This window comes from Lelliottia sp. SL45 (assembly GCF_026672535.1).
GTDB lineage: Bacteria > Pseudomonadota > Gammaproteobacteria > Enterobacterales > Enterobacteriaceae > Enterobacter > Enterobacter nimipressuralis.
In genome coordinates, this window is the sequence record NZ_JAPPRH010000001.1 from 102,434 (window position 1) to 123,123 (window position 20,690).

Consider the following 20,690-nt stretch of genomic DNA (forward strand, 5'->3'; position numbering starts at 1 on the left):
CGAGGTGCGCGTATGAAACGCAAACCCCGTCGCCGCGCTCTTTCTGTGCCTGTGCGCCACGGTTCAGTGGGGAGTCCCGAAGAGCCTGGGGAGGTTCACTGATATGTTGTACGATAAATCCCTTGAGAAGGATAACTGTGGTTTCGGCCTGATCGCCCACATAGAAGGCGAACCTAGCCACAAGGTAGTGCGTACCGCTATACACGCACTGGCCCGTATGCAGCACCGTGGTGCAATCCTCGCTGATGGTAAAACCGGCGATGGTTGTGGCTTGCTGCTACAAAAACCGGATCGTTTCTTCCGCATCGTTGCGCAAGAGCGCGGCTGGCGTTTAGCCAAAAACTACGCTGTCGGCATGCTGTTCCTGAATCAGGACCCTGAAAAAGCTGCCGCCTCACGCCGCATCGTCGAAGAAGAACTTCAACGCGAAACCCTGTCGATTGTCGGCTGGCGCAATGTGCCAACCAACGAAGGGGTGCTCGGTGAAATCGCCCTCTCCTCGCTGCCACGTATCGAACAGATTTTTGTGAATGCGCCTGCGGGCTGGCGTCCGCGCGATATGGAACGCCGCCTGTTTATTGCCCGTCGCCGCATCGAAAAACGTTTGCAGGACGATAAAGAGTTCTACGTCTGTAGCCTCTCGAACCTGGTGAACATCTATAAAGGTCTGTGTATGCCGGCTGACCTGCCGCGCTTCTACCTGGACCTCGCGGACCTGCGTCTGGAATCGGCCATTTGCCTCTTCCACCAGCGCTTCTCCACCAACACCGTTCCACGCTGGCCGCTGGCTCAGCCTTTCCGCTATCTGGCGCACAACGGTGAGATCAACACCATCACCGGTAACCGCCAGTGGGCGCGTGCGCGTACCTATAAATTCCAGACTCCGCTGATCCCGGATCTGCATGACGCCGCCCCGTTCGTCAACGAAACCGGCTCTGACTCCAGCTCGATGGATAACATGCTCGAACTGCTGCTGGCAGGCGGGATGGATATCGTACGTGCAATGCGTCTGCTTGTTCCGCCAGCCTGGCAGAACAACCCGGATATGGACCCGGACCTGCGCGCGTTCTTCGACTTTAACTCCATGCACATGGAGCCGTGGGACGGCCCGGCAGGCATCGTTATGTCCGATGGACGCTACGCCGCCTGTAACCTCGACCGTAACGGTCTGCGCCCGGCGCGCTACGTCATCACCAAGGACAAGCTGATCACCTGCGCGTCCGAAGTGGGGATCTGGGATTACCAGCCTGACGAAGTGGTCGAAAAAGGCCGCGTCGGCCCTGGCGAACTGATGGTTATCGACACCCGCAGCGGGCGCATTCTGCACTCGGCGGAAACCGATGACGATCTGAAAAGCCGCCATCCGTACAAAGAGTGGATGGAGACAAACGTCCGCCGTCTGGTGCCGTTTGAAGATCTGTCGAACGAAGAAGTCGGCAGCCGCGAGCTGGACGACGACACCCTCGCCAGCTACCAGAAACAGTTTAACTACAGCGCCGAAGAGCTGGATTCTGTTATCCGCGTCCTCGGCGAAAATGGCCAGGAAGCGGTCGGCTCAATGGGTGATGATACCCCGTTTGCCGTGCTCTCCAGCCAGCCACGCATCATTTACGATTATTTCCGCCAGCAGTTTGCGCAGGTGACCAACCCGCCAATCGATCCGCTGCGCGAAGCGCACGTGATGTCGCTGGCCACCAGTATCGGTCGCGAGATGAACGTCTTCTGCGAAGCCGAAGGCCAGGCGCATCGCCTGAGCTTTAAGTCGCCGATTCTGCTGTACTCCGATTTCAAACAGCTCACCACCTTGACTGAGGAGCACTACCGCGCCGACACGCTCGATATTACCTTCGACGTGACCGAAACGAGCCTCGAAGAGACGGTGAAAGCCCTGTGTGATAAGGCCGAGCAGATGGTCCGTAACGGCACCGTTCTGCTGGTGCTGTCTGACCGTAACATCGCTAAAAACCGCCTGCCGGTTCCGGCTCCGATGGCGGTGGGTGCCATTCAGACCCGCCTGGTGGATAAGAGCCTGCGCTGCGACGCCAACATCATTGTTGAAACAGCAAGCGCACGCGATCCGCACCACTTCGCCGTGCTGCTGGGCTTCGGTGCGACGGCTATCTATCCGTACCTGGCATACGAAACGCTGGCGAAACTGGTCGACGGCCATGCCATCGAGAAAGATTACCGTACCGTGATGCTGAACTACCGTAACGGCATCAACAAAGGTCTGTACAAGATCATGTCCAAAATGGGCATCTCGACTATCGCCTCTTACCGCTGCTCGAAACTGTTCGAAGCGGTCGGTCTGCACGATGATGTCGCAGATCTCTGCTTCCAGGGCGTGATCAGCCGTATCGGCGGTGCCGGATTCTCTGACTTCCAGCAGGACCTGCTGAACCTGTCCAAACGCGCATGGCTGGCGCGCAAACCGCTGGATCAAGGCGGTCTGCTGAAATACGTTCACGGCGGTGAATACCACGCCTACAATCCGGACGTGGTGCGCACCCTGCAACAGGCGGTTCAGAGCGGCGAATACAGCGATTATCAGCAGTATTCCAGTCTGGTTAACGAGCGCCCGGCGGCTACGCTGCGCGATCTGCTGGCGGTGAATCCAAACGGCGAAACCGTCAGCATTGATGACGTTGAACCGGCCAGCGAACTGTATAAACGCTTTGATACTGCGGCGATGTCCATCGGCGCACTCAGCCCGGAAGCCCACGAAGCGCTTGCCGAAGCGATGAACAGCATCGGCGGTAACTCGAACTCCGGCGAAGGCGGCGAAGATCCTGCGCGTTACGGCACCAACAAAGTGTCGCGCATTAAGCAGGTGGCTTCTGGTCGCTTTGGCGTGACGCCAGCGTACCTGGTCAACGCCGACGTGATTCAGATTAAAGTCGCGCAGGGTGCGAAGCCGGGCGAAGGCGGTCAGTTACCGGGTGATAAGGTCACGCCGTACATCGCCAAACTGCGCTACTCCGTCCCGGGCGTAACGCTGATCTCCCCTCCGCCGCACCACGATATTTACTCTATCGAGGATTTGGCGCAGCTGATTTTCGACCTGAAACAGGTCAACCCGAAAGCGATGATCTCCGTGAAGCTGGTTTCCGAACCGGGCGTGGGCACGATCGCCACCGGTGTGGCAAAAGCCTACGCGGACCTGATTACCATCGCAGGTTATGACGGCGGGACAGGCGCAAGCCCACTCTCCTCCGTGAAATACGCGGGCTGTCCGTGGGAGCTGGGCCTTGTGGAAACACAACAGGCACTGGTGGCTAACGGCCTGCGTCACAAGATCCGTCTGCAGGTGGATGGCGGCCTGAAAACCGGTCTCGACATCATCAAAGCCGCGATTCTCGGCGCAGAAAGCTTCGGCTTTGGCACTGGGCCAATGGTAGCGCTGGGCTGTAAATACCTGCGTATTTGTCACCTGAACAACTGCGCTACCGGTGTGGCAACTCAGGACGAAAAACTGCGTAAGAACCACTACCACGGCCTGCCGTTCAAAGTGACTAACTACTTTGAATTCATCGCCCGCGAAACTCGCGAGCTGATGGCACAGCTGGGTGTGAAGCGTCTGGTCGATCTGATTGGCCGTACCGACCTGCTGAAAGAGCTGGAAGGGTTTACCGCCAAGCAGCAGAAACTGGAGCTGTCCCGTCTGCTGGAAACCGCCGAGCCGCACGCAGGTAAAGCCGTTTACTGCACCGAGAACAACCCGCCATTCGACAATGGCGTGCTGAACGCGCAGCTGCTGCAGCAGGCGAAATCGTATGTTGATGACAAACAGAGCAAAACGTTCTGGTTTGATATCCGCAACACCGACCGCTCCGTAGGCGCTACGCTCTCTGGCTATATCGCGCAGACCCATGGCGATCAGGGGCTGGCAGCCGATCCTATTACCGCGCACTTCAGCGGTACGGCGGGTCAGAGCTTCGGCGTCTGGAACGCCGGCGGCGTTGAGCTGTACCTGACCGGCGATGCCAATGACTACGTCGGCAAAGGCATGGCGGGCGGTCTGCTGGCGGTGCGTCCTCCGGTTGGGTCTGCGTTCCGCAGCCACGAAGCGAGCATCATCGGTAACACCTGTCTGTACGGCGCGACGGGCGGACGTCTGTTTGCCGCAGGCCGTGCGGGCGAGCGTTTTGCGGTACGTAACTCCGGTGCCATCACGGTGGTTGAAGGTATCGGCGATAACGGCTGTGAATACATGACCGGCGGGATTGTCTGCATAATGGGCAAAACCGGCGTGAACTTCGGCGCAGGCATGACGGGCGGTTTCGCCTATGTCCTGGACGAAGACGGTGAGTTCCGTAAACGCGTTAACCCGGAACTGGTAGAAGTGCTGGACGTTGAAACACTGGCGATCCACGAGGAACATCTGCGCGGTCTGATTACCGAGCATGTGCAGCATACCGGTTCTTCGCGCGGCGAAGAGATCCTGGCGAACTGGCCAGCATTCTCGGCGAAATTCGCGTTGGTTAAACCGAAGTCCAGCGATGTTAAAGCACTGTTGGGTCACCGTAGTCGTAGCGCAGCAGAGCTGCGTGTGCAGGCGCAGTAAGGGGTAGCAATGAGCCAGAACGTATACCAGTTTATCGACCTGCAGCGCGTTGATCCGCCAAAGAAACCGCTGAAGATCCGTAAAATTGAATTTGTTGAAATTTACGAGCCGTTTTCAGAAGGCCAGGCCAAGGCGCAGGCAGATCGCTGCCTGTCCTGCGGCAACCCGTACTGCGAATGGAAATGCCCGGTCCACAACTACATTCCGAACTGGCTGAAGCTGGCCAACGAAGGGCGTATTTTCGAAGCCGCCGAGCTGTCGCACCAGACCAACACCCTGCCAGAGGTGTGTGGCCGCGTGTGTCCGCAGGACCGTCTGTGCGAAGGTTCCTGTACGCTGAACGACGAGTTTGGCGCGGTGACCATCGGTAACATTGAGCGCTATATCAACGATAAAGCGTTTGAGATGGGCTGGCGTCCGGACATGACCGGCGTGCGTCAGACGGACAAACGCGTGGCGATCATCGGCGCAGGTCCGGCAGGTCTGGCATGTGCCGACGTGCTGACCCGCAACGGCGTCAAAGCCGTGGTGTTCGATCGTCATCCGGAGATCGGCGGGCTGCTGACCTTCGGTATTCCGGCCTTTAAGCTGGAAAAAGAGGTCATGACCCGCCGTCGCGAAATCTTCACCGACATGGGCATTGAGTTCAAACTGAACATCGAAGTCGGCCGTGATATCCAGATCGACGATCTGCTGAAGGATTACGATGCCGTGTTCCTCGGCGTCGGCACCTATCAGTCGATGCGCGGTGGGCTGGAAAACGAAGACGCTCCGGGCGTGTTTGACGCCCTGCCGTTCCTGATTGCCAACACCAAGCAGATGATGGGCTTCGGTGAAACCCCTGCTGAGCCGTACGTCACGATGGAAGGCAAACGTGTGGTGGTGCTGGGTGGCGGTGATACGGCGATGGACTGCGTGCGTACCTCAATCCGTCAGAACGCGACGCACGTTATCTGTGCCTACCGTCGTGACGAAGAGAACATGCCTGGCTCGAAACGCGAAGTGAAAAAACGCGCGTGAAGAGGGCGTTGAGTTCCAGTTCAACGTTCAGCCATTAGGCATCGAAGTGAATGCAAACGGCAAAGTCAGCGGCGTGAAGATGGCGCGTACCGAAATGGGTGCACCGGATGCCAAAGGCCGTCGTCGCGCAGAAATCGTGGCAGGCTCCGAGCATGTGGTTCCGGCAGATGCGGTCGTGATGGCATTTGGTTTCCGCCCTCACAGCATGGAGTGGCTGGCGAAACACAGCGTTGAGCTGGATTCCCAGGGCCGCGTGATTGCGCCAGAAGGTAGCGAAAACGCCTTCCAGACCAGCAACCCGAAAATCTTCGCCGGCGGCGATATCGTTCGCGGTTCCGATCTGGTGGTTACAGCAATTGCCGAAGGCCGGAAAGCGGCAGATGGGATCATGAACTACCTGGAAGTGTAAAAGCGAACCGGATGGCGATGCCATCCGGTTTTTTTTATGCGCCGACCAGACTGGCGCGCACTTTCACCACCACTTTCTTAATCTCTTCAATTTCCTTCACCCTACACCCTGGTTTATGCGGTTCGCCGGGCATAAAGATGGCGTACATACCGGGTTTCAAATCAAGCTGCTGCACGCCTTCAATGGCGCTACACAGCTGATAATCCTCCTCAATATGCCTTTCCTCGCACTGTCGCGCAGAGCCAGCTACGCCGTACAGGATGCGCTCATTGCCCGCCAGCAACAGCTGGATATCGATATACTGCTCGTGCAGCTCCGCTTTTTTCTGCTCTGGTTCCTGCGTGGCGAACGTCATCACGTTCATAAAGATATCGTCGCCCTGCAGTTCATAACGCCCCGGCGCTTTGTCCTGCGGCCAGGCCGCGATGGCCTGTGTCAGCGCCTCCGCCAGCACGGGATGTAATCCCGGCAGCGCGCTCGCTTTGCCCATCATCATGATGTTGCTCCTGTAGCCAGTCTTGCCGCGCCCAGCAAACCGGCATCGTGGCGATAATACGCCGGGCGAAGTTCGACGTGATAGACCGCGGGCTCCTGCGCAAGAAACTCAGCCACCTGCGATAAATATCCCTCAGCCAGCCCGACGCTGCCGCCGACAACGACGGTCTGACAATCCGTTACTGCTTTGACATTGGCGATGAGTCGCGCCAGCGTTTGGGCCGAATGAGCGACCAGCTCGCGGGCGGGCTGATGCCCGCGCTGCGCATGGTCGAAGATCGCTTTCGCATCGAGACCCGCCAACTCGCCTTGCGCCCGGGCAGCAATCGCCCGTCCGGAGGCAATCGCTTCCACACACCCTGTACGACCGCAGCCGCAAATGGGTCCCTGCGGATCGGCCAGCGTATGCCCCAGATGCCCCGCAAGCCCGCCCGCCCCCGTCTGCAACTTGCCATTAAGCACCATGCCCCCGCCGACCCCCGTAGAGACGGTGATGAAAACCATATCCGGCGCATCGATGCCAGGCGCATGGTACTCCGCCCACGCCGCAGCTTGCGCATCATTCACCGCCATTGCGGGCAGTCCGGTTATCGACTCCAGCGTCTGTACCAGCGGGAAATGCAGCAGGCCGCCAAGATTGTGAGGATTAATCGATAGCAACGTGCCTTCGCGGATAATCCCCGTCGAGGCGATTGCCACCCGCTGCGCCGCTGACATTATCGGTTCCACCAGCGATTTTAACGCTGCGCGCAGGGCGTCCGGCGTTTTGCTGGCAGGTGTCGGGTGTTCGCGCCGCTCACAGATCTGTAAGTCATCGTCGATCAGCGCAGCGGCCAGTTTGGTGCCGCCAATATCGATCGCCAGCGTCGTCATTTCACCGCCTCACGCTCGTTTTTAATACTGCCAAATGGAACGGCGCCGCTGAAAGGTTTACCGTCGATAGCATCGTGAGTACGCAGGGCCTCCGGACGGATCCAGCGCTGCACGCGGGATGGCATATCAAGACCAATCAACAGGATCACCACAAACGTCAGGCCAAATGACAGGGTTCCCAGCGCGGTACCCAGCTCAAGTCGCTGTGCCAGCAGAGCGCCGATAATCGGGGCGATCGCGCCACCCAGTGCGCCGACGTTGTAGGTAAAGCCCAGCCCGGCGGCACGCTGATCCGTGTCGAAATAGCCCCCAATCAGCTTCGGTAAAATCCCGGAAATCCCCTGCCCCAGCATCTGCTGGAAGAAGAGCAGCAGGCCCAGCACCCAAATATTTGACCCGCCGATGGCGAACACCGGAATAATCAGCAGCTGCGAGGCCAGCAGGCTGCAAACGTACGCTCTGCGGGTGCCCAGCCAGTCGCCGAGGAAGCCGCCGACGCAGCAGCCCACCGCCGCACCAAAGCCGCTAAAGAACAGCACATGGGCGACCGTCATCGGATCGTACGCCAGATCCGTTTTCAGATAAGTGGGCAGCAGCGCCTGAATAGGCCACGAGTAGAGGAATGCAAAGAGCACCACGACCATCAGGGTGACACCCGTCGGCCAGCGCTTACCGCTGCTTTGCACCATAAAGCTGATAAAGACGCAGGCGCATAACAGCCCCAGAATCACCACCAGCCCGGCGTTGTTTAGCTCACCGGCAAAGCAGAACCACAGCGCGATGCCAGCAAACAGCGTCATGACGATATTGATCAGGCGGTGCTTGCCGCGATAGAGAATGTCGACCATCGTGCGCACCGGCGCTTTGCCTTCGTGCTTCGCTTTCCAGTCTTCCGCTTCCGGGATGTTTTTACGCAGCCACAGGGCGAAAATGATTGGCAAAATACCGATAAGGAACAGCGCTCGCCAGCCCCACGCGGGAACAACCACGCTGTAAACCTGCGCCGCAACCACGGCACCGACAGAAAAACCGGAGATTAAAAAGCCGCTGGCTTTATTACGCAGATGTTTCGGCCAGCTTTCAATCACATAGGTTGCGCTGGAGCCGTATTCGCCCGCCATACCCATGCCGATCACCATACGGGCAATAAACATGGTGACGTAGCCCGGCGCAAATCCGCACGCCAGCGTGCCGCAGGAGAAGAGGACGATACTGGTGATCATGGCCAGTTTGCGACCGTAGCGATCGCCCATCGCGCCCAGCAGCAAGCCGCCAAACCAGCGCGAGATAAAGGCGGCCGAGATCAGGCTGGCTGCTTCGACCGTCGTTAAACCAAATTCACTTTTGACTTCTGTTAATACCAACGCCATCAATACAAAATCAAAGCCATCAAGCAAATATCCCAGCCAGGCGGCGGAGAATGCGCGCCACTGTGGGCGGGTCAGATGGCGGTACCACGGGATGCTTTGGGTAGAAATACTCATAACACTCTCCCGACGATTTTTTGTCGTATTGCCGGATGGCGGGTTCACCATCCGGCTTACATATCGTGTTTTGTCTTCGCCGGATGCGCTTCGCTTCTCCGGCAATGCATTAGCGTTTCTCAGCCAGCAGCTGTTCTGCGAGGGCTTTCAGCTCCGGCAGATACTGCTCTGCCACCGGAGCAAAAGGCTTACGGCATAGCGGAACGGAGACCACGTCCATGTAGTGCAGGACGGTTTTCAGGCCACGGAACACGCCGACTTTAATCAGCAGATCGATAACCTTGTTGCACTCGCTTTGCAGATGCTGCGCGGTTGCGTTGTCCCCTTCGCGGATCGCTTTGGCGATCGCCTGATAGCGCGCGCCCATGATGTTGTAAGTACTGCCGATCCCGCCGTCCGCGCCTGCCAGTAAACCGGAGGCGAAGATCTCGTCGTAGCCGTTATAAAGCACCAGATCTGGATGCGCCCGGCGGATCTGCTCCATCTGGAAGAGATCGCCGGAGGTCTGTTTCAGGGCACCTACACCCGGCAGCGTCACCAGTGTATTGATTTGATCGAGGGATAACTTCACGCCGCTCAACGCCGGGATGTTGTACACCACCATCGGCAAACCATCCGATGAATCAATGATTGCACGGTAGTGGTCACAATGTTCTTCGAAGCTGAAGGGATAGTAGAAGGGTGTGACCGCCGACACAGCGTCGAAGCCGATACGGCTTGCCGCCGCCGCGAGCTGCTGGCTTTCCGCTGTGCTGACGCAGCCGACATGGGCGATCAGCGTCACTTTGCCCTTCGCCTCTTCCGCCACGATCTCCAGCACCTGCTCGCGCTCGGCGAGGCTTTGTACGAAGGCTTCGCCCGTTGAGCCGCCGACATACAGACCGTCGATTCCCTGTTGAATGTTGAACTGCACCAGGCGGCGCAGGCTCTCTTTATCCAGCGCCTGCTGTGAATTAAACGGAGTCAGGAGTGCGGCCATCACGCCACGTAATTGCTTTGCCATAGATACCTCAAGTGGTTATTGATCTGCTCTTTGATATACCTTTATACCTGTTATACCAGATCAAATAAGCAGCACCCCATACAGAACGCTTATATTGCGATCTGCTTCACTAAAGGATCGTTATTTTTTCTTTTTGGATCCCTGGCCGAAGGCGTGCCAGGTTGCGGAAACGCTGTTGAGATGGGTTTGCAGCGCCCGATCGGCTTCATCAGGATCGCGGCGGCGGATGGCGTCAACAATAGCAATATGCTGCTGATAGCTGACATCGTTGTGCTGATACAGCTCGGCGTCGGAGACTTTCGGACGAGCGGCTATCAGCCAGTCGAGCAGCGCAACGTGGATCGCCATAAAGATTGGGTTGCCGGGGATCTCCGCCAGCACGCGGTGGAAATCGACATCCGAGCGGATGAAAAGCGCGTTATCGCTGAGGGACTGGCTGTTAATTTCCAGCGCTTTCGACAGGCGCTCAACCTGTTCGTCCGTGGCGTATTCTGCCGCGTAACGCACCAGGCTGGATTCGAAAAACAGACGCAGCTGTTCAAAGTGGGTAATGCCGCCCGGCTGGGTGAGGAAATCTTTCGCCATGCCGGAGAGTTCGCTAATGATGGTATCGGCCGAAGGCATCGAGACGCGGGCGCGTTCGCCGTTGTTGATTTGCACCAGGCCTTTTCGCTTCAGGGCGGCCAGCGCTTCACGTACCGATGGGCGGCCCACGTTGAAGAACTCCATCAGCTCACGCTCGGAAGGAAGTTGTTCGCCCTGGGCAAACTCCTGGCGACGGATCATCTGCTCCAGCTCTTCTTCCACCATATCGGAAAGTTTTTTACGCGCCAGCGGGCGACGACGCAAACTGCGACCAAGGGTTTCGGTTGAATTTTCCGCCTGAAGATCAAATGGTTTCATAAAGACTCGGGTCAGAAGAGTGACAATCAGTGACAACGACTCATCATAACACAGGATTTTTGGCTGGGCGAAAAGCCCTGAATAGCAAAACAGGCCCATCGGGCCTGTTCAATTATTTCACAACGCGTAACGCTGGACGGCCACCGCGCGGCGGCGGATCGTCATCAGGGTCGTTGTCATTGTCGTGATCGGGCTTATCGCCGTCGATAATGGACATCACCGTTTCGCTTTCGCTGGCGGTAGAACCGTCTTCATCGTTGAGGCTGGCGACATCTTCGTCATACGCCGCTTCCGGCTCAAACATCGTACCTGCACCGTTTTCACGCGCATAGACTGCCAGCACGGCAGCGAGCGGAACAGAGACCTGACGCGGTACGCCGCCGAAACGCGCGTTGAAGCGCACTTCGTCGTTTGCCAGCTCAAGATTACCCACCGCGCGTGGCGCGATGTTCAAAACGATCTGACCATCACGCGCGTATTCCATCGGAACGCTCACGCCCGGCAACGTCACATCCACTACCAGGTGCGGCGTAAGCTGGTTGTCCAGCAGCCATTCATAGAAGGCACGCAGCAGATACGGACGGCGTGGAGATAGCTGTGACATTTCCACAATCGTTAACCTCGACCAAGACGCATTTCGCGTTCCGGTTCTGTCAGAGAAGCAAGGAAAGAGTCGCGCTCAAATACGCGAGTCATGTAGCCTTTCAGCTCTTTCGCGCCAGGACCGCTGAACTCTACGCCCAGAGCCTGCAGACGCCACAGCAGCGGAGCCAGGTAGCAATCTACCAGACTGAACTCGTCGCTCAGGAAGAACGGCTTTTGACCGAATACCGGCGCAATGGCCAGCAGTTCTTCACGCAGTTGCTTACGGGCAGCGTCTGCTTCTGAGGATGAACCGTTCACAATGACGTTCATCAGGGTGTACCAGTCTTTCTCGATACGCTGCATGTACAGGCGGCTTTCACCACGCGCAACCGGATAAACCGGCATCAGCGGCGGATGAGGGAATCGCTCATCCAGATATTCCATAATGATGCGGGATTCCCACAGGGTCAGCTCGCGATCCACCAGCGTTGGTACGCTCTGGTTCGGGTTGAGATCGATCAGATCCTGAGGTGGGTTATCCTTTTCCACATGCTCGATCTCAAAACTGACACCTTTCTCGGCCAGCACGATACGAACCTGATGGCTATAAATGTCAGTAGGACCAGAAAACAGCGTCATTACCGAACGTTTGTTGGCAGCGACAGCCATGAAAACCTCCAGGTATATTCAGAATATTACTGCTACCGGCCCGTGGGCCAGCCAGATGATTTGTTACCCATCCCAGGAACAAACTCAATCGCTCAAAAATCGAACAAAAGTGGTGTATTCACTGACATTTGGGCAGAAAATTGGATGATAGTTTACCAGATTTTGCAGGGTTTGTGGTGAGGGGATTCTGGAAATGCTGAAAAAGAGCTGATAATCAAATAAATACTGTGGATAACCGTCGGATTATCCATAAAAAAAACCCGCCGAAGCGGGTTTTTCGCCAATCTTTCTGCCGAAGCAGAAAATAGATTAACGTTTGGAGAACTGAGGACGACGACGTGCTTTACGCAGGCCGACTTTCTTACGTTCAACTTCACGAGCATCACGAGTAACGAAGCCAGCTTTACGCAGTTCGCCGCGCAGGGACTCGTCGTACTCCATCAGAGCGCGGGTGATACCGTGACGGATCGCACCAGCCTGACCAGAAGTACCACCACCTTTAACGGTGATGTACAGATCGAATTTCTCAACCATATCAACCAGTTCCAGCGGCTGACGAACTACCATGCGGGCAGTTTCACGACCGAAGTACTGTTCCAGAGAACGTTGGTTGATTACGATTTTACCACTGCCCGGTTTGATGAACACGCGAGCGGCGGAGCTTTTGCGGCGACCAGTGCCGTAGTATTGATTTTCAGCCATTGCCTATAATCCCGATTAGATGTCAAGAACTTGCGGTTGCTGTGCCGCGTGGTTGTGCTCGTTGCCTGCGTAAACTTTCAGTTTACGGTACATAGCACGACCCAGCGGGCCTTTTGGCAGCATGCCTTTAACCGCGATTTCAATCACACGCTCAGGACGGCGGGCAATCATCTCTTCAAAGGTCGCTTCTTTGATACCACCGATGTGGCCGGTGTGGTGGTAATACATTTTGTCTTCGCGCTTGTTGCCGGTTACAGCAACTTTTTCTGCGTTCAGAACGATGATGTAATCACCAGTATCAACGTGCGGAGTGTATTCCGCTTTGTGCTTACCGCGCAGGCGACGAGCCAGTTCGGAAGCAAGACGACCCAGAGTTTTACCGGTCGCGTCAACAACATACCAGTCGCGTTTTACGGTTTCTGGTTTAGCTGTAAAAGTTTTCATTAAAAGCTTACCCAAATAATAAGTTACACGTTGGTGAACACCCAAACGTTTAGTCAGTTGAGGCTCACACGACAAAGTCCGGCAAACCTACCCCTTCGAATAGCCTGTGCCAGCACATAGAAAGTTTTGGGAAAAAAACCTTCTCGTAACGTGGGGTCGCAAGATTATAGAGAAGTCGAGGTCAAAGATCGACCCTTAAATGTGATTAGTCGCAAGGTTTTCGCTGGGGAATTGCCGGGTGGCGACTACGCCTTCCCCGGCCTGCGGCACGGTGCGGCATTTACGGCATGTGCGCGCGTTTCAAATACTCTTCGCTCTGCATTTCCTGCAAACGCGACAAACAACGCTGGAACTCAAACTTCAGCCGCTCGCCCTGGTAGATCTCATAGAGCGGCACGGCGGCGCTCACCACCAGCTTCACATGGCGTTCGTAAAACTCATCTACCAGCGCGATAAAGCGGCGGGCTTCACTCTCCATCAGCGGCGTCATCACCGGCACATTAAACAGCATTACCGTATGAAACAGGCGCGAGAGCGCGATGTAGTCGTGCTGGCTGCGGGCATCGACGCACAGCGTGGCAAACGAAACCGCCAGCGTCTGGTTTTCGACCCCCAGGGTTGGCAGAGGACGATGATTAATTTCCAGCTCTGGGGCTGTAACGCGCCTGGCGCCCGCCAGAGCCAGCCAGAGATTGTCCATCTTACCGCGCGTCTCTTCATCTAAGGGTGATAGCCACAGATGCGCCTGGGTCAGCGTGCGCAGACGATAATCTACGCCCGCATCGACATTCATAATGTCGCAGTGTTCTTTGATTGCCTCGATGGCCGGCAGGAAACGCGCGCGCTGCAAACCGTTGCGATAGAGATCGTCTGGCGGAATGTTAGACGTCGCCACCAGCGTAATGCCCCGCGCAAACAGCGCTTTCATCAGGCCGCCCAGCAGCATGGCGTCGGTGATATCCGAGACGAAAAACTCATCGAAACACAAAACGTCGGTTTCGGCTTTAAAACGCTCGGCGATGATATCCAGCGGATCGGTATGACCTTGCAGCGCGTTAAGCTCTTCGTGGACGCGCAGCATAAAGCGGTGGAAGTGCAGACGCTGTTTACGCGTGCCCGGCAGGCTCTGATAAAACATGTCCATCAGCCAGGTTTTCCCCCGACCCACGCCGCCCCACATATATAAGCCGCGAACGGGCGCTGCGGTCTGTGGCTCTTTTTTTCCCAACAATCGGCCAAATGCCGCTTTCAGTCCGCCGCTCTGTGCGGGGGCGGGCATCTGCTGAGTCAATTCCTGGTAGATCACATTCAGGCGATTAACGGCTTCACGCTGAACGTCGTCGGGCTGATGAGTGCCCTCATCAAGGGCCTGTTGGTAACGCGATGTGGGGGACAGATTTTGCATAATCTTGTTGTTATTCCTTCAATTAAACCTCACCAGTGGGCGCGACTGGCGAAAAAAAGGCCGTTCTACAGTACGCGATGATGCGTCAGGATTCCACTTCTGAAGAAATAGCGGTTATAGTGGCATAATCAGGCACAGGCAGGAGCCGAGCCACTACCCTACGGAACAACAAGACAACGGGAGAAGTTCATGACCTGGGAATATGCGCTAATTGGTTTAGTCGTCGGTATCGCCATCGGTGCCGTGGCCATGCGTTTTGGTAATCGCAAATTGCGTCAGCAACAGTCGCTGCAGTATGAACTGGAAAAGAACAAAGCTGAGCTGGAAGAGTATCGTGAAGAGCTGGTCAGCCACTTTGCCCGTAGCGCCGAACTGCTGGACAATATGGCGACCGATTACCGTCAGCTGTATCAGCACATGGCAAAAAGCTCCAGCAGCCTGCTGCCGGAACTGAGCGGTGACACCAACCCGTTCCGCAACCGTCTGGCGGAGTCTGAAGCCGGTAACGATCAGGCACCGATTCAAATGCCGCGTGATTACTCTGACGGTGCATCCGGCCTGCTGCGCGGTGGCGTAAAACGCGATTAATCGCACATCTACGATTTATTTCACGGGCGCACACCTCGCGCCCGTCCTTTCTTTCCCTTCCCAGCTATTATTTAGTCAATTACCTCATTGTTCAGTGGTTTGAAATTCAATAACATCAGACTGTTTTTGGGCCGATTTTCCTATACTCTAGGCAACGAGAGCCAGCATCAATGAAGAAAAAAAACCAGCTGTTAAGCGCGATAGCGTTAAGTGTCGGGTTATCTTTGACGGCGTCCTGGCCTGCGGCCGCGGCGCTTCCTTCGCAAGTGCCTGGTGCGGCTGCCATTCCGAGCCTGGCGCCGATGCTTGAAAAAGTGCTGCCTGCGGTGGTGAGCGTGAAGGTGGAAGGCACCGCCGCGCAAAGCCAGCGCGTGCCGGAAGAGCTAAAAAAATACTTTGGCGAAGAAGGCCCGGACCAGCCAGCGCAACCTTTTGAAGGGCTTGGCTCCGGCGTGGTGATCGACGCGGCGAAAGGCTACGTGTTGACCAACAACCACGTCATCAGCCAGGCCGACAAAATCAGCGTGCAGATGAACGATGGTCGTGAGTTTGACGCCAAACTGATTGGCGGCGATGACCAGAGCGACATCGCGCTGCTGCAAATACAAAACCCCAGCAACCTGACGCAAATTGTGATCGCCGACTCCGATAAACTGCGCGTCGGCGATTTTGCCGTGGCCGTCGGTAACCCGTTTGGCTTAGGCCAGACCGCGACCTCCGGGATTGTCTCGGCGCTTGGCCGCAGCGGGCTAAACCTTGAAGGGCTGGAGAACTTTATCCAGACCGACGCCTCCATTAACCGCGGCAACTCCGGCGGTGCCCTGCTGAACCTGAACGGCGAGCTGATCGGGATTAACACCGCGATCCTCGCACCGGGCGGCGGCAGCATCGGCATCGGTTTCGCCATCCCCAGCAATATGGCGAAAACCCTGGCGCAACAGCTGATTGAGTCCGGCGAAATCAAACGCGGGCTGTTGGGTATCAAAGGCATGGAGATGAGCGCTGATATTGCGAAAGCGTTCAATCTTAACGTCCAGCGTGGGGCGTTCGTCAGCGAAGTGCTGGCCAATTCCGGCTCGGCGAAGGCGGGCGTGAAATCGGGCGATGTGATTGTAAGCCTGAACGGTAAACCGCTGAACAGCTTTGCGGAGCTGCGCTCGCGCATCGCCACCACAGAGCCAGGCACCAAAGTGAAACTCGGCCTGCTGCGCGACGGTAAACCGCTCGACGTGGAAGTGACGCTGGATAAGAGCACCTCTGCATCGGCCAGCGCTGAGTGACGGGCAGCTCAAAGACGGCACCAAAGGCATCACCATTGAAAGCGTCGAGAAGAGCAGCCCGGCCGCACAGGCTGGCTTGCATCAGGATGACGTGATTATCGGCGTCAACCGCAACCGCGTGCAGTCGATTGCAGAAATGCGCAAAGTGCTGGAGAGCAAACCGACGGTGATTGCGCTGCAAATTGTTCGCGGCAACGACACGCTTTACATCTTATTACGCTAAGCACTGACCCCGGACATCACCGCTGCGTGTGATGTCCGGATAAGTCATGTTATGCTGCAACCGTTTCTCAATTAACGACGCCCGCATCATGGTTCTTAAGCTATTTCGCTCCGTCGCCATCGGATTGGTCGTTGGCGGTTTATTACTGGCTGCAATGCCCTCATTACGTCAGTTCAATAAGCTGGCGGCGCCTCAGTTCGACAGTACGGATGAGACGCCAGTGAGTTACAACCAGGCCGTTCGCCGGGCGGCACCCGCCGTGGTAAACGTCTATAACCGCGGCCTCAACAGTTCCGCCAATAATCAGCTCGAGATCCGCACCCTCGGATCCGGCGTAATTATGGACGAGCGCGGCTACATCATTACCAACAAGCACGTTATCAACGACGCCGATCAGATTATTGTGGCGTTGCAGGATGGCCGCGTTTTCGAAGCCCTGCTGGTCGGTTCGGATAGCCTGACGGATCTGGCGGTGCTGAAAATTACCGCCAGCGGTGGCTTGCCGGTGATTCCGATTAACCGTAAGCGCACGCCGCATATCGGCGACGTGGTGATGGCAATCGGAAACCCCTATAACCTGGGCCAGACCATTACCCAGGGGATTATCAGCGCCACCGGTCGTATTGGCCTGAACCCGTCAGGACGACAGAATTTCCTGCAGACGGATGCCTCCATCAACCACGGTAACTCGGGCGGCGCGCTGGTGAACTCCCTCGGCGAGCTGATGGGCATCAACACCCTCTCCTTTGATAAGAGCAACGATGGTGAAACGCCGGAAGGCATCGGTTTTGCGATCCCGTTCCAGCTGGCGACCAAAATCATGGACAAGCTCATCCGCGACGGTCGCGTGATCCGTGGCTACATTGGAATTGGTGGACGTGAAATCGCGCCGCTGCATACCCAGGGTGGCGGTATCGATCAGATTCAGGGCATCGTCGTGAACGAAGTCACCCCGGGTGGCCCGGCTGCGGCGGCAGGACTGCAGGTTAATGACGTGATTGTGTCGGTGAACGGTATCCCGGCAGTATCCGCGCTGGAGACAATGGACCAGGTGGCAGAGATTCGCCCGGGTTCTATCATTCCGGTGGAAGTCATGCGTAATGATAAGAAGCTGACCATTCAGGTCACTATTCAGGAATACCCGTCCACCAACTAAGCGGCATAAAAAAACCGGAGCCATGGCTCCGGTTTTTTATCGCCTGGCATTCGTTTATTTGTTAACGAACTCTTCGCCCAGGGTGATATCTTTCTTCAGCGTATCGAGCATGCCTTCCATCGCTTGTTGTTCAAACGCGCTCAGCTTGCCGATTGACTGACGTTCTTCAACGCCGTTTTTACCCAGCAGCAGCGGCTGTGAGAAGAAACGGGCGTGCTCGCCGTCACCTTCCACATACGCACATTCCACTACGCCTTTCTCGCCTTGCAGCGCGCGAACCAGAGACAGACCAAAACGTGCAGCCGCCTGGCCCATAGACAGGGTTGCAGAACCGCCACCCGCCTTCGCTTCCACCACTTCGGTGCCCGCGTTCTGGATGCGTTTGGTCAGGTCAGCCACTTCCTGCTCGGAGAAGCTCACGCCTGGGATCTGGGACAGCAGTGGCAGAATTGTCACGCCAGAGTGACCACCGATAACCGGCACTTCGATGTCGGAAGGCTGTTTGCCTTTCAGTTCAGCCACGAAGGTGTTGGAACGGATGATGTCCAGCGTGGTCACGCCAAACAGTTTGTTCTTATCGTAAACGCCGGCTTTTTTCAGCACTTCTGCTGCGATAGCAACCGTGGTGTTGACCGGGTTAGTGATGATACCGATACAGGCTTTCGGGCAGGTTTCTGCGATCTGCTGGACCAGGTTCTTCACAATACCGGCGTTGACGTTGAACAGATCGGAACGGTCCATACCAGGCTTACGTGCAACACCCGCGGAGATCAGCACGACGTCTGCGCCTTCGAGCGCCGGGCGTGCGTTTTCACCGGAGAAGCCTTTGATTTTCACAGCTGTTGGGATGTGGCTCAGGTCAACCGCCACACCTGGGGTTACCGGAGCAATATCATACAGAGAGAGTTCTGAGCCTGAAGGCAGTTGGGTTTTCAGTAGTAGGGCAAGCGCCTGGCCGATACCACCAGCAGCGCCGAGGACTGCAACTTTCATCCTAAACTCCTTATTATGGTTAACTTTAATATCTGTTACTCCGTTGCGGCGACATTAATTCAGCAGGTAAATAATTACAATTTTCGTAGCTAAAGAATTTGAGGTCACGCGTCTTTCACCTTTGCCAGAATGCTTCCAGCAAACTGCGGCAACGAAGTAGCCAATCAAGACGGTGGTTACAATACACCCTCACTTGCCAGCAAAACAACATCATTTTGATAACATTTAGTTTACTTTTAAGGTTATTTACGCGCCGTGATGTAGGCATGTTTTCTGATAACGAAATTTGATAAAATCACTCCCTTTCATAACATTATTTCAGCCTGGTTCAGGGCAGAATATTTGCATAAAAATTCATCCACATGCATAATAATGTTGTTTCTATCGTCATATTCCGGGTGACTTATGCGAAGCTCGTCAAAACAAGAAGAATTAGTGAAGGCGTTTAAAGCGCTGCTCAAAGAAGAGAAATTCAGTTCTCAGGGAGAGATTGTTCTGGCTTTACAGGAACAAGGTTTCGAGAACATTAATCAGTCGAAAGTCTCCCGTATGCTCACCAAGTTTGGCGCGGTGCGTACTCGCAACGCCAAAATGGAAATGGTCTACTGCCTGCCCGCCGAGCTGGGCGTGCCGACCACCTCCAGCCCGCTGAAAAACCTGGTGCTGGATATTGATTACAACGACGCGGTGGTCGTGATCCACACAAGCCCGGGTGCGGCGCAGTTAATCGCCCGCCTGCTCGATTCACTGGGTAAAGCGGAAGGGATCCTCGGCACCATCGCGGGGGATGACACCATCTTTACTACGCCGGCGAACGGTTTTTCCGTTAAAGATCTCTACGAAGCTATCCTGATGCTGTTCGAACAGGAGCTGTAATCCCCTTCCCTGCTGCTCAGGCAGCGGGGAATGTTCTGCCCTCCGCCTTGTTTACGTCCCCATTCTGTTGTGCTTACTTTTGCAAATAGTGCTTTTACCTGCCTCTTTTCATTCATCCAGCGAATGATCTATCAACAGATCGCACAAAAAATCAAAGTTCGTTATGTCTATGATTTACTTATATAGCGACTATCTTTGTGACCAAAAAACGGTCAATTCTATGCAATTTAGTTATAAAAACGTGACCAGTTAACACGTAATTACCCATGAAACAATTAGCGTGGTATTAATATTTAGCGTGATTAGTGTATACTTGATTTTGTGATGAGGGTCACGAAACAAAAGACCCCAATAAATTCGACGAGGTAAACAATCATGAAAATCAAAACAACTGTAGCGGCTCTGAGCGTCCTGTCTGTCCTGTCATTCGGTGCATTTGCTGCCGACTCTATCAACGCTGATCAGGCACAATCTCGCCAGGCCATCGGCACCGTTTCCGTAGGTGCAATCGGTACGTCTCCGATGGACATGCACGAAATGCTGAATAAGAAAGCCGAAGAGCAGGGTGCGTCTTCTTATCGCATCATCGAAGCGCGTTCTGGTGACCACTGGCACGCAACGGCTGAGCTGTACAAATAAGTTTTATCAATAGTAAGTAGTAACGACATTATCAACTCAACGGCACCAGGCATAAAAATAGCGGTATAACCCTTCTCGCCGTCGAGGAAACACATTCAGGAGTACGACTATGAACACCAAATTAATCATCGCAACCCTAGGCTTAGCTTCCGTTCTCTCTTTCGGTGCCAGCGCAGCTGTGCATCAGGTGAATGCTGAGCAAGCGCAAAACCTGCAATCAATGGGTAGTGTATCCGTATCTTCCGTCGCGGGTTCTCCGATGGATATCCGCCAGGAGCTGGCGGCTAAAGCTGAAAAAGCAGGCGCAAGCAGCTATCGTGTCACCGAGCTAAATCAGGGTGACCACTGGCATGCGACGGCTGAGCTGTACAAATAAACC

Annotated in this window: 17 protein-coding genes and 2 pseudogenes; 8 read left to right on the plus strand and 11 right to left on the minus strand. The window is 55.7% G+C overall.

The window, feature by feature from the left end; genetic code table 11:
- The first annotated feature begins 103 nt into the window (after positions 1-103).
- Both gltB and OVA10_RS00535 read left to right on the plus strand, forming a co-directional pair.
- Entirely contained in the window at positions 104-4,564 is a 4,461-nt protein-coding gene (gltB, locus tag OVA10_RS00530; RefSeq protein WP_268194852.1) for a glutamate synthase large subunit, read from the plus strand.
- Positions 4,565-4,573: 9 nt separating this feature from the next.
- A pseudogene (locus tag OVA10_RS00535) lies at positions 4,574-5,993 on the plus strand (glutamate synthase small subunit).
- A 34-nt stretch (positions 5,994-6,027) separates the two neighbouring features.
- On the opposite strand, the gene nanQ reads toward OVA10_RS00535, so the two are convergent.
- The 10 genes from nanQ to zapE all read right to left on the minus strand — a co-directional run bounded on the left by nanQ (position 6,028) and on the right by zapE (position 14,556).
- Entirely contained in the window at positions 6,028-6,489 is a 462-nt protein-coding gene (gene nanQ, locus OVA10_RS00540; RefSeq protein WP_268194854.1) for an N-acetylneuraminate anomerase, read from the minus strand.
- Entirely contained in the window at positions 6,486-7,361 is an 876-nt protein-coding gene (gene nanK / locus OVA10_RS00545; protein WP_268194858.1) for an N-acetylmannosamine kinase, read from the minus strand. The genes nanQ and nanK overlap by 4 nt, the downstream gene beginning before the upstream one ends.
- Positions 7,358-8,845, minus strand: coding sequence for an MFS transporter (locus OVA10_RS00550; RefSeq protein ID WP_100778706.1), 1,488 nt, complete (start codon positions 8,843-8,845; stop codon positions 7,358-7,360). The genes nanK and OVA10_RS00550 overlap by 4 nt, the downstream gene beginning before the upstream one ends.
- Before the next feature lie 109 nt (positions 8,846-8,954).
- A complete protein-coding gene (gene nanA, locus OVA10_RS00555; RefSeq protein ID WP_100778705.1) occupies positions 8,955-9,848 on the minus strand; it encodes an N-acetylneuraminate lyase in 894 nt (297 codons plus the stop codon).
- 120 nt (positions 9,849-9,968) lie between these two features.
- Positions 9,969-10,751, minus strand: coding sequence for a transcriptional regulator NanR (gene nanR, locus OVA10_RS00560; RefSeq protein ID WP_102105534.1), 783 nt, complete (start codon positions 10,749-10,751; stop codon positions 9,969-9,971).
- 112 nt (positions 10,752-10,863) lie between these two features.
- Positions 10,864-11,361 (minus strand): ClpXP protease specificity-enhancing factor, encoded by a 498-nt coding sequence (sspB, locus tag OVA10_RS00565; protein WP_100778704.1) that lies wholly within the window; start codon positions 11,359-11,361, stop codon positions 10,864-10,866.
- Between the two features lie 5 nt (positions 11,362-11,366).
- Positions 11,367-12,005, minus strand: coding sequence for a stringent starvation protein SspA (sspA, locus tag OVA10_RS00570; protein WP_100778703.1), 639 nt, complete (start codon positions 12,003-12,005; stop codon positions 11,367-11,369).
- Between the two features lie 309 nt (positions 12,006-12,314).
- Positions 12,315-12,707 carry a 30S ribosomal protein S9 gene (gene rpsI / locus OVA10_RS00575; RefSeq protein WP_064543072.1) on the minus strand — a complete coding sequence of 131 codons (393 nt, stop codon included), beginning with the start codon at positions 12,705-12,707 and terminating at the stop codon, positions 12,315-12,317.
- 15 nt (positions 12,708-12,722) lie between these two features.
- Positions 12,723-13,151, minus strand: a complete 429-nt coding sequence (gene rplM / locus OVA10_RS00580; protein WP_004868222.1) for a 50S ribosomal protein L13 — start codon at positions 13,149-13,151, stop codon at positions 12,723-12,725.
- A 280-nt stretch (positions 13,152-13,431) separates the two neighbouring features.
- Positions 13,432-14,556 carry a cell division protein ZapE gene (gene zapE, locus OVA10_RS00585; RefSeq protein ID WP_248859235.1) on the minus strand — a complete coding sequence of 375 codons (1,125 nt, stop codon included), beginning with the start codon at positions 14,554-14,556 and terminating at the stop codon, positions 13,432-13,434.
- Between the two features lie 189 nt (positions 14,557-14,745).
- Here zapE and zapG point away from each other — a divergent pair, with 189 nt between their 5' ends.
- The 3 genes and pseudogenes from zapG to degS all read left to right on the plus strand — a co-directional run bounded on the left by zapG (position 14,746) and on the right by degS (position 17,803).
- Entirely contained in the window at positions 14,746-15,144 is a 399-nt protein-coding gene (gene zapG, locus OVA10_RS00590) for a Z-ring associated protein ZapG (RefSeq protein WP_100778701.1), read from the plus strand.
- A 170-nt stretch (positions 15,145-15,314) separates the two neighbouring features.
- Positions 15,315-16,647 (plus strand): annotated as a pseudogene (gene degQ / locus OVA10_RS00595) (serine endoprotease DegQ).
- 88 nt (positions 16,648-16,735) lie between these two features.
- Positions 16,736-17,803 carry an outer membrane-stress sensor serine endopeptidase DegS gene (degS, locus tag OVA10_RS00600; RefSeq protein ID WP_100780807.1) on the plus strand — a complete coding sequence of 356 codons (1,068 nt, stop codon included), beginning with the start codon at positions 16,736-16,738 and terminating at the stop codon, positions 17,801-17,803.
- Positions 17,804-17,857: 54 nt separating this feature from the next.
- Here degS and mdh read toward each other — a convergent pair whose 3' ends face one another.
- Positions 17,858-18,796, minus strand: coding sequence for a malate dehydrogenase (gene mdh / locus OVA10_RS00605; RefSeq protein WP_100778699.1), 939 nt, complete (start codon positions 18,794-18,796; stop codon positions 17,858-17,860).
- Between the two features lie 405 nt (positions 18,797-19,201).
- On the opposite strand from mdh, the gene argR reads away from it, so the two are divergent.
- From argR to yhcN (OVA10_RS00620), 3 genes are all read left to right on the plus strand, one after another.
- Positions 19,202-19,672 carry a transcriptional regulator ArgR gene (argR, locus tag OVA10_RS00610; protein WP_100778698.1) on the plus strand — a complete coding sequence of 157 codons (471 nt, stop codon included), beginning with the start codon at positions 19,202-19,204 and terminating at the stop codon, positions 19,670-19,672.
- Between the two features lie 375 nt (positions 19,673-20,047).
- On the plus strand, positions 20,048-20,311 hold the full coding sequence (yhcN, locus tag OVA10_RS00615; protein ID WP_047347671.1) for a peroxide/acid stress response protein YhcN: 264 nt from the start codon (positions 20,048-20,050) through the stop codon (positions 20,309-20,311).
- Between the two features lie 109 nt (positions 20,312-20,420).
- A complete protein-coding gene (gene yhcN, locus OVA10_RS00620) occupies positions 20,421-20,687 on the plus strand; it encodes a peroxide/acid stress response protein YhcN (RefSeq protein WP_100778697.1) in 267 nt (88 codons plus the stop codon).
- The last annotated feature ends 3 nt before the right edge of the window (positions 20,688-20,690 follow it).

Excerpts from the sequence above, each read along its gene's own strand:
- gltB (WP_268194852.1), top strand. The coding sequence starts at position 104 with ATGTTGTACGATAAATCCCTTGAGAAGGATAACTGTGGTTTCGGCCTG.
- nanQ (WP_268194854.1), bottom strand. The coding sequence starts at position 6,489 with ATGATGATGGGCAAAGCGAGCGCGCTGCCGGGATTACATCCCGTGCTG.
- nanK (WP_268194858.1), bottom strand. The coding sequence starts at position 7,361 with ATGACGACGCTGGCGATCGATATTGGCGGCACCAAACTGGCCGCTGCG.
- OVA10_RS00550 (WP_100778706.1), bottom strand. The coding sequence starts at position 8,845 with ATGAGTATTTCTACCCAAAGCATCCCGTGGTACCGCCATCTGACCCGC.
- nanA (WP_100778705.1), bottom strand. The coding sequence starts at position 9,848 with ATGGCAAAGCAATTACGTGGCGTGATGGCCGCACTCCTGACTCCGTTT.
- nanR (WP_102105534.1), bottom strand. The coding sequence starts at position 10,751 with ATGAAACCATTTGATCTTCAGGCGGAAAATTCAACCGAAACCCTTGGT.
- sspA (WP_100778703.1), bottom strand. The coding sequence starts at position 12,005 with ATGGCTGTCGCTGCCAACAAACGTTCGGTAATGACGCTGTTTTCTGGT.
- rpsI (WP_064543072.1), bottom strand. The coding sequence starts at position 12,707 with ATGGCTGAAAATCAATACTACGGCACTGGTCGCCGCAAAAGCTCCGCC.
- rplM (WP_004868222.1), bottom strand. The coding sequence starts at position 13,151 with ATGAAAACTTTTACAGCTAAACCAGAAACCGTAAAACGCGACTGGTAT.
- zapE (WP_248859235.1), bottom strand. The coding sequence starts at position 14,556 with ATGCAAAATCTGTCCCCCACATCGCGTTACCAACAGGCCCTTGATGAG.
- zapG (WP_100778701.1), top strand. The coding sequence starts at position 14,746 with ATGACCTGGGAATATGCGCTAATTGGTTTAGTCGTCGGTATCGCCATC.
- degS (WP_100780807.1), top strand. The coding sequence starts at position 16,736 with ATGGTTCTTAAGCTATTTCGCTCCGTCGCCATCGGATTGGTCGTTGGC.
- mdh (WP_100778699.1), bottom strand. The coding sequence starts at position 18,796 with ATGAAAGTTGCAGTCCTCGGCGCTGCTGGTGGTATCGGCCAGGCGCTT.
- argR (WP_100778698.1), top strand. The coding sequence starts at position 19,202 with ATGCGAAGCTCGTCAAAACAAGAAGAATTAGTGAAGGCGTTTAAAGCG.
- yhcN (WP_047347671.1), top strand. The coding sequence starts at position 20,048 with ATGAAAATCAAAACAACTGTAGCGGCTCTGAGCGTCCTGTCTGTCCTG.
- yhcN (WP_100778697.1), top strand. The coding sequence starts at position 20,421 with ATGAACACCAAATTAATCATCGCAACCCTAGGCTTAGCTTCCGTTCTC.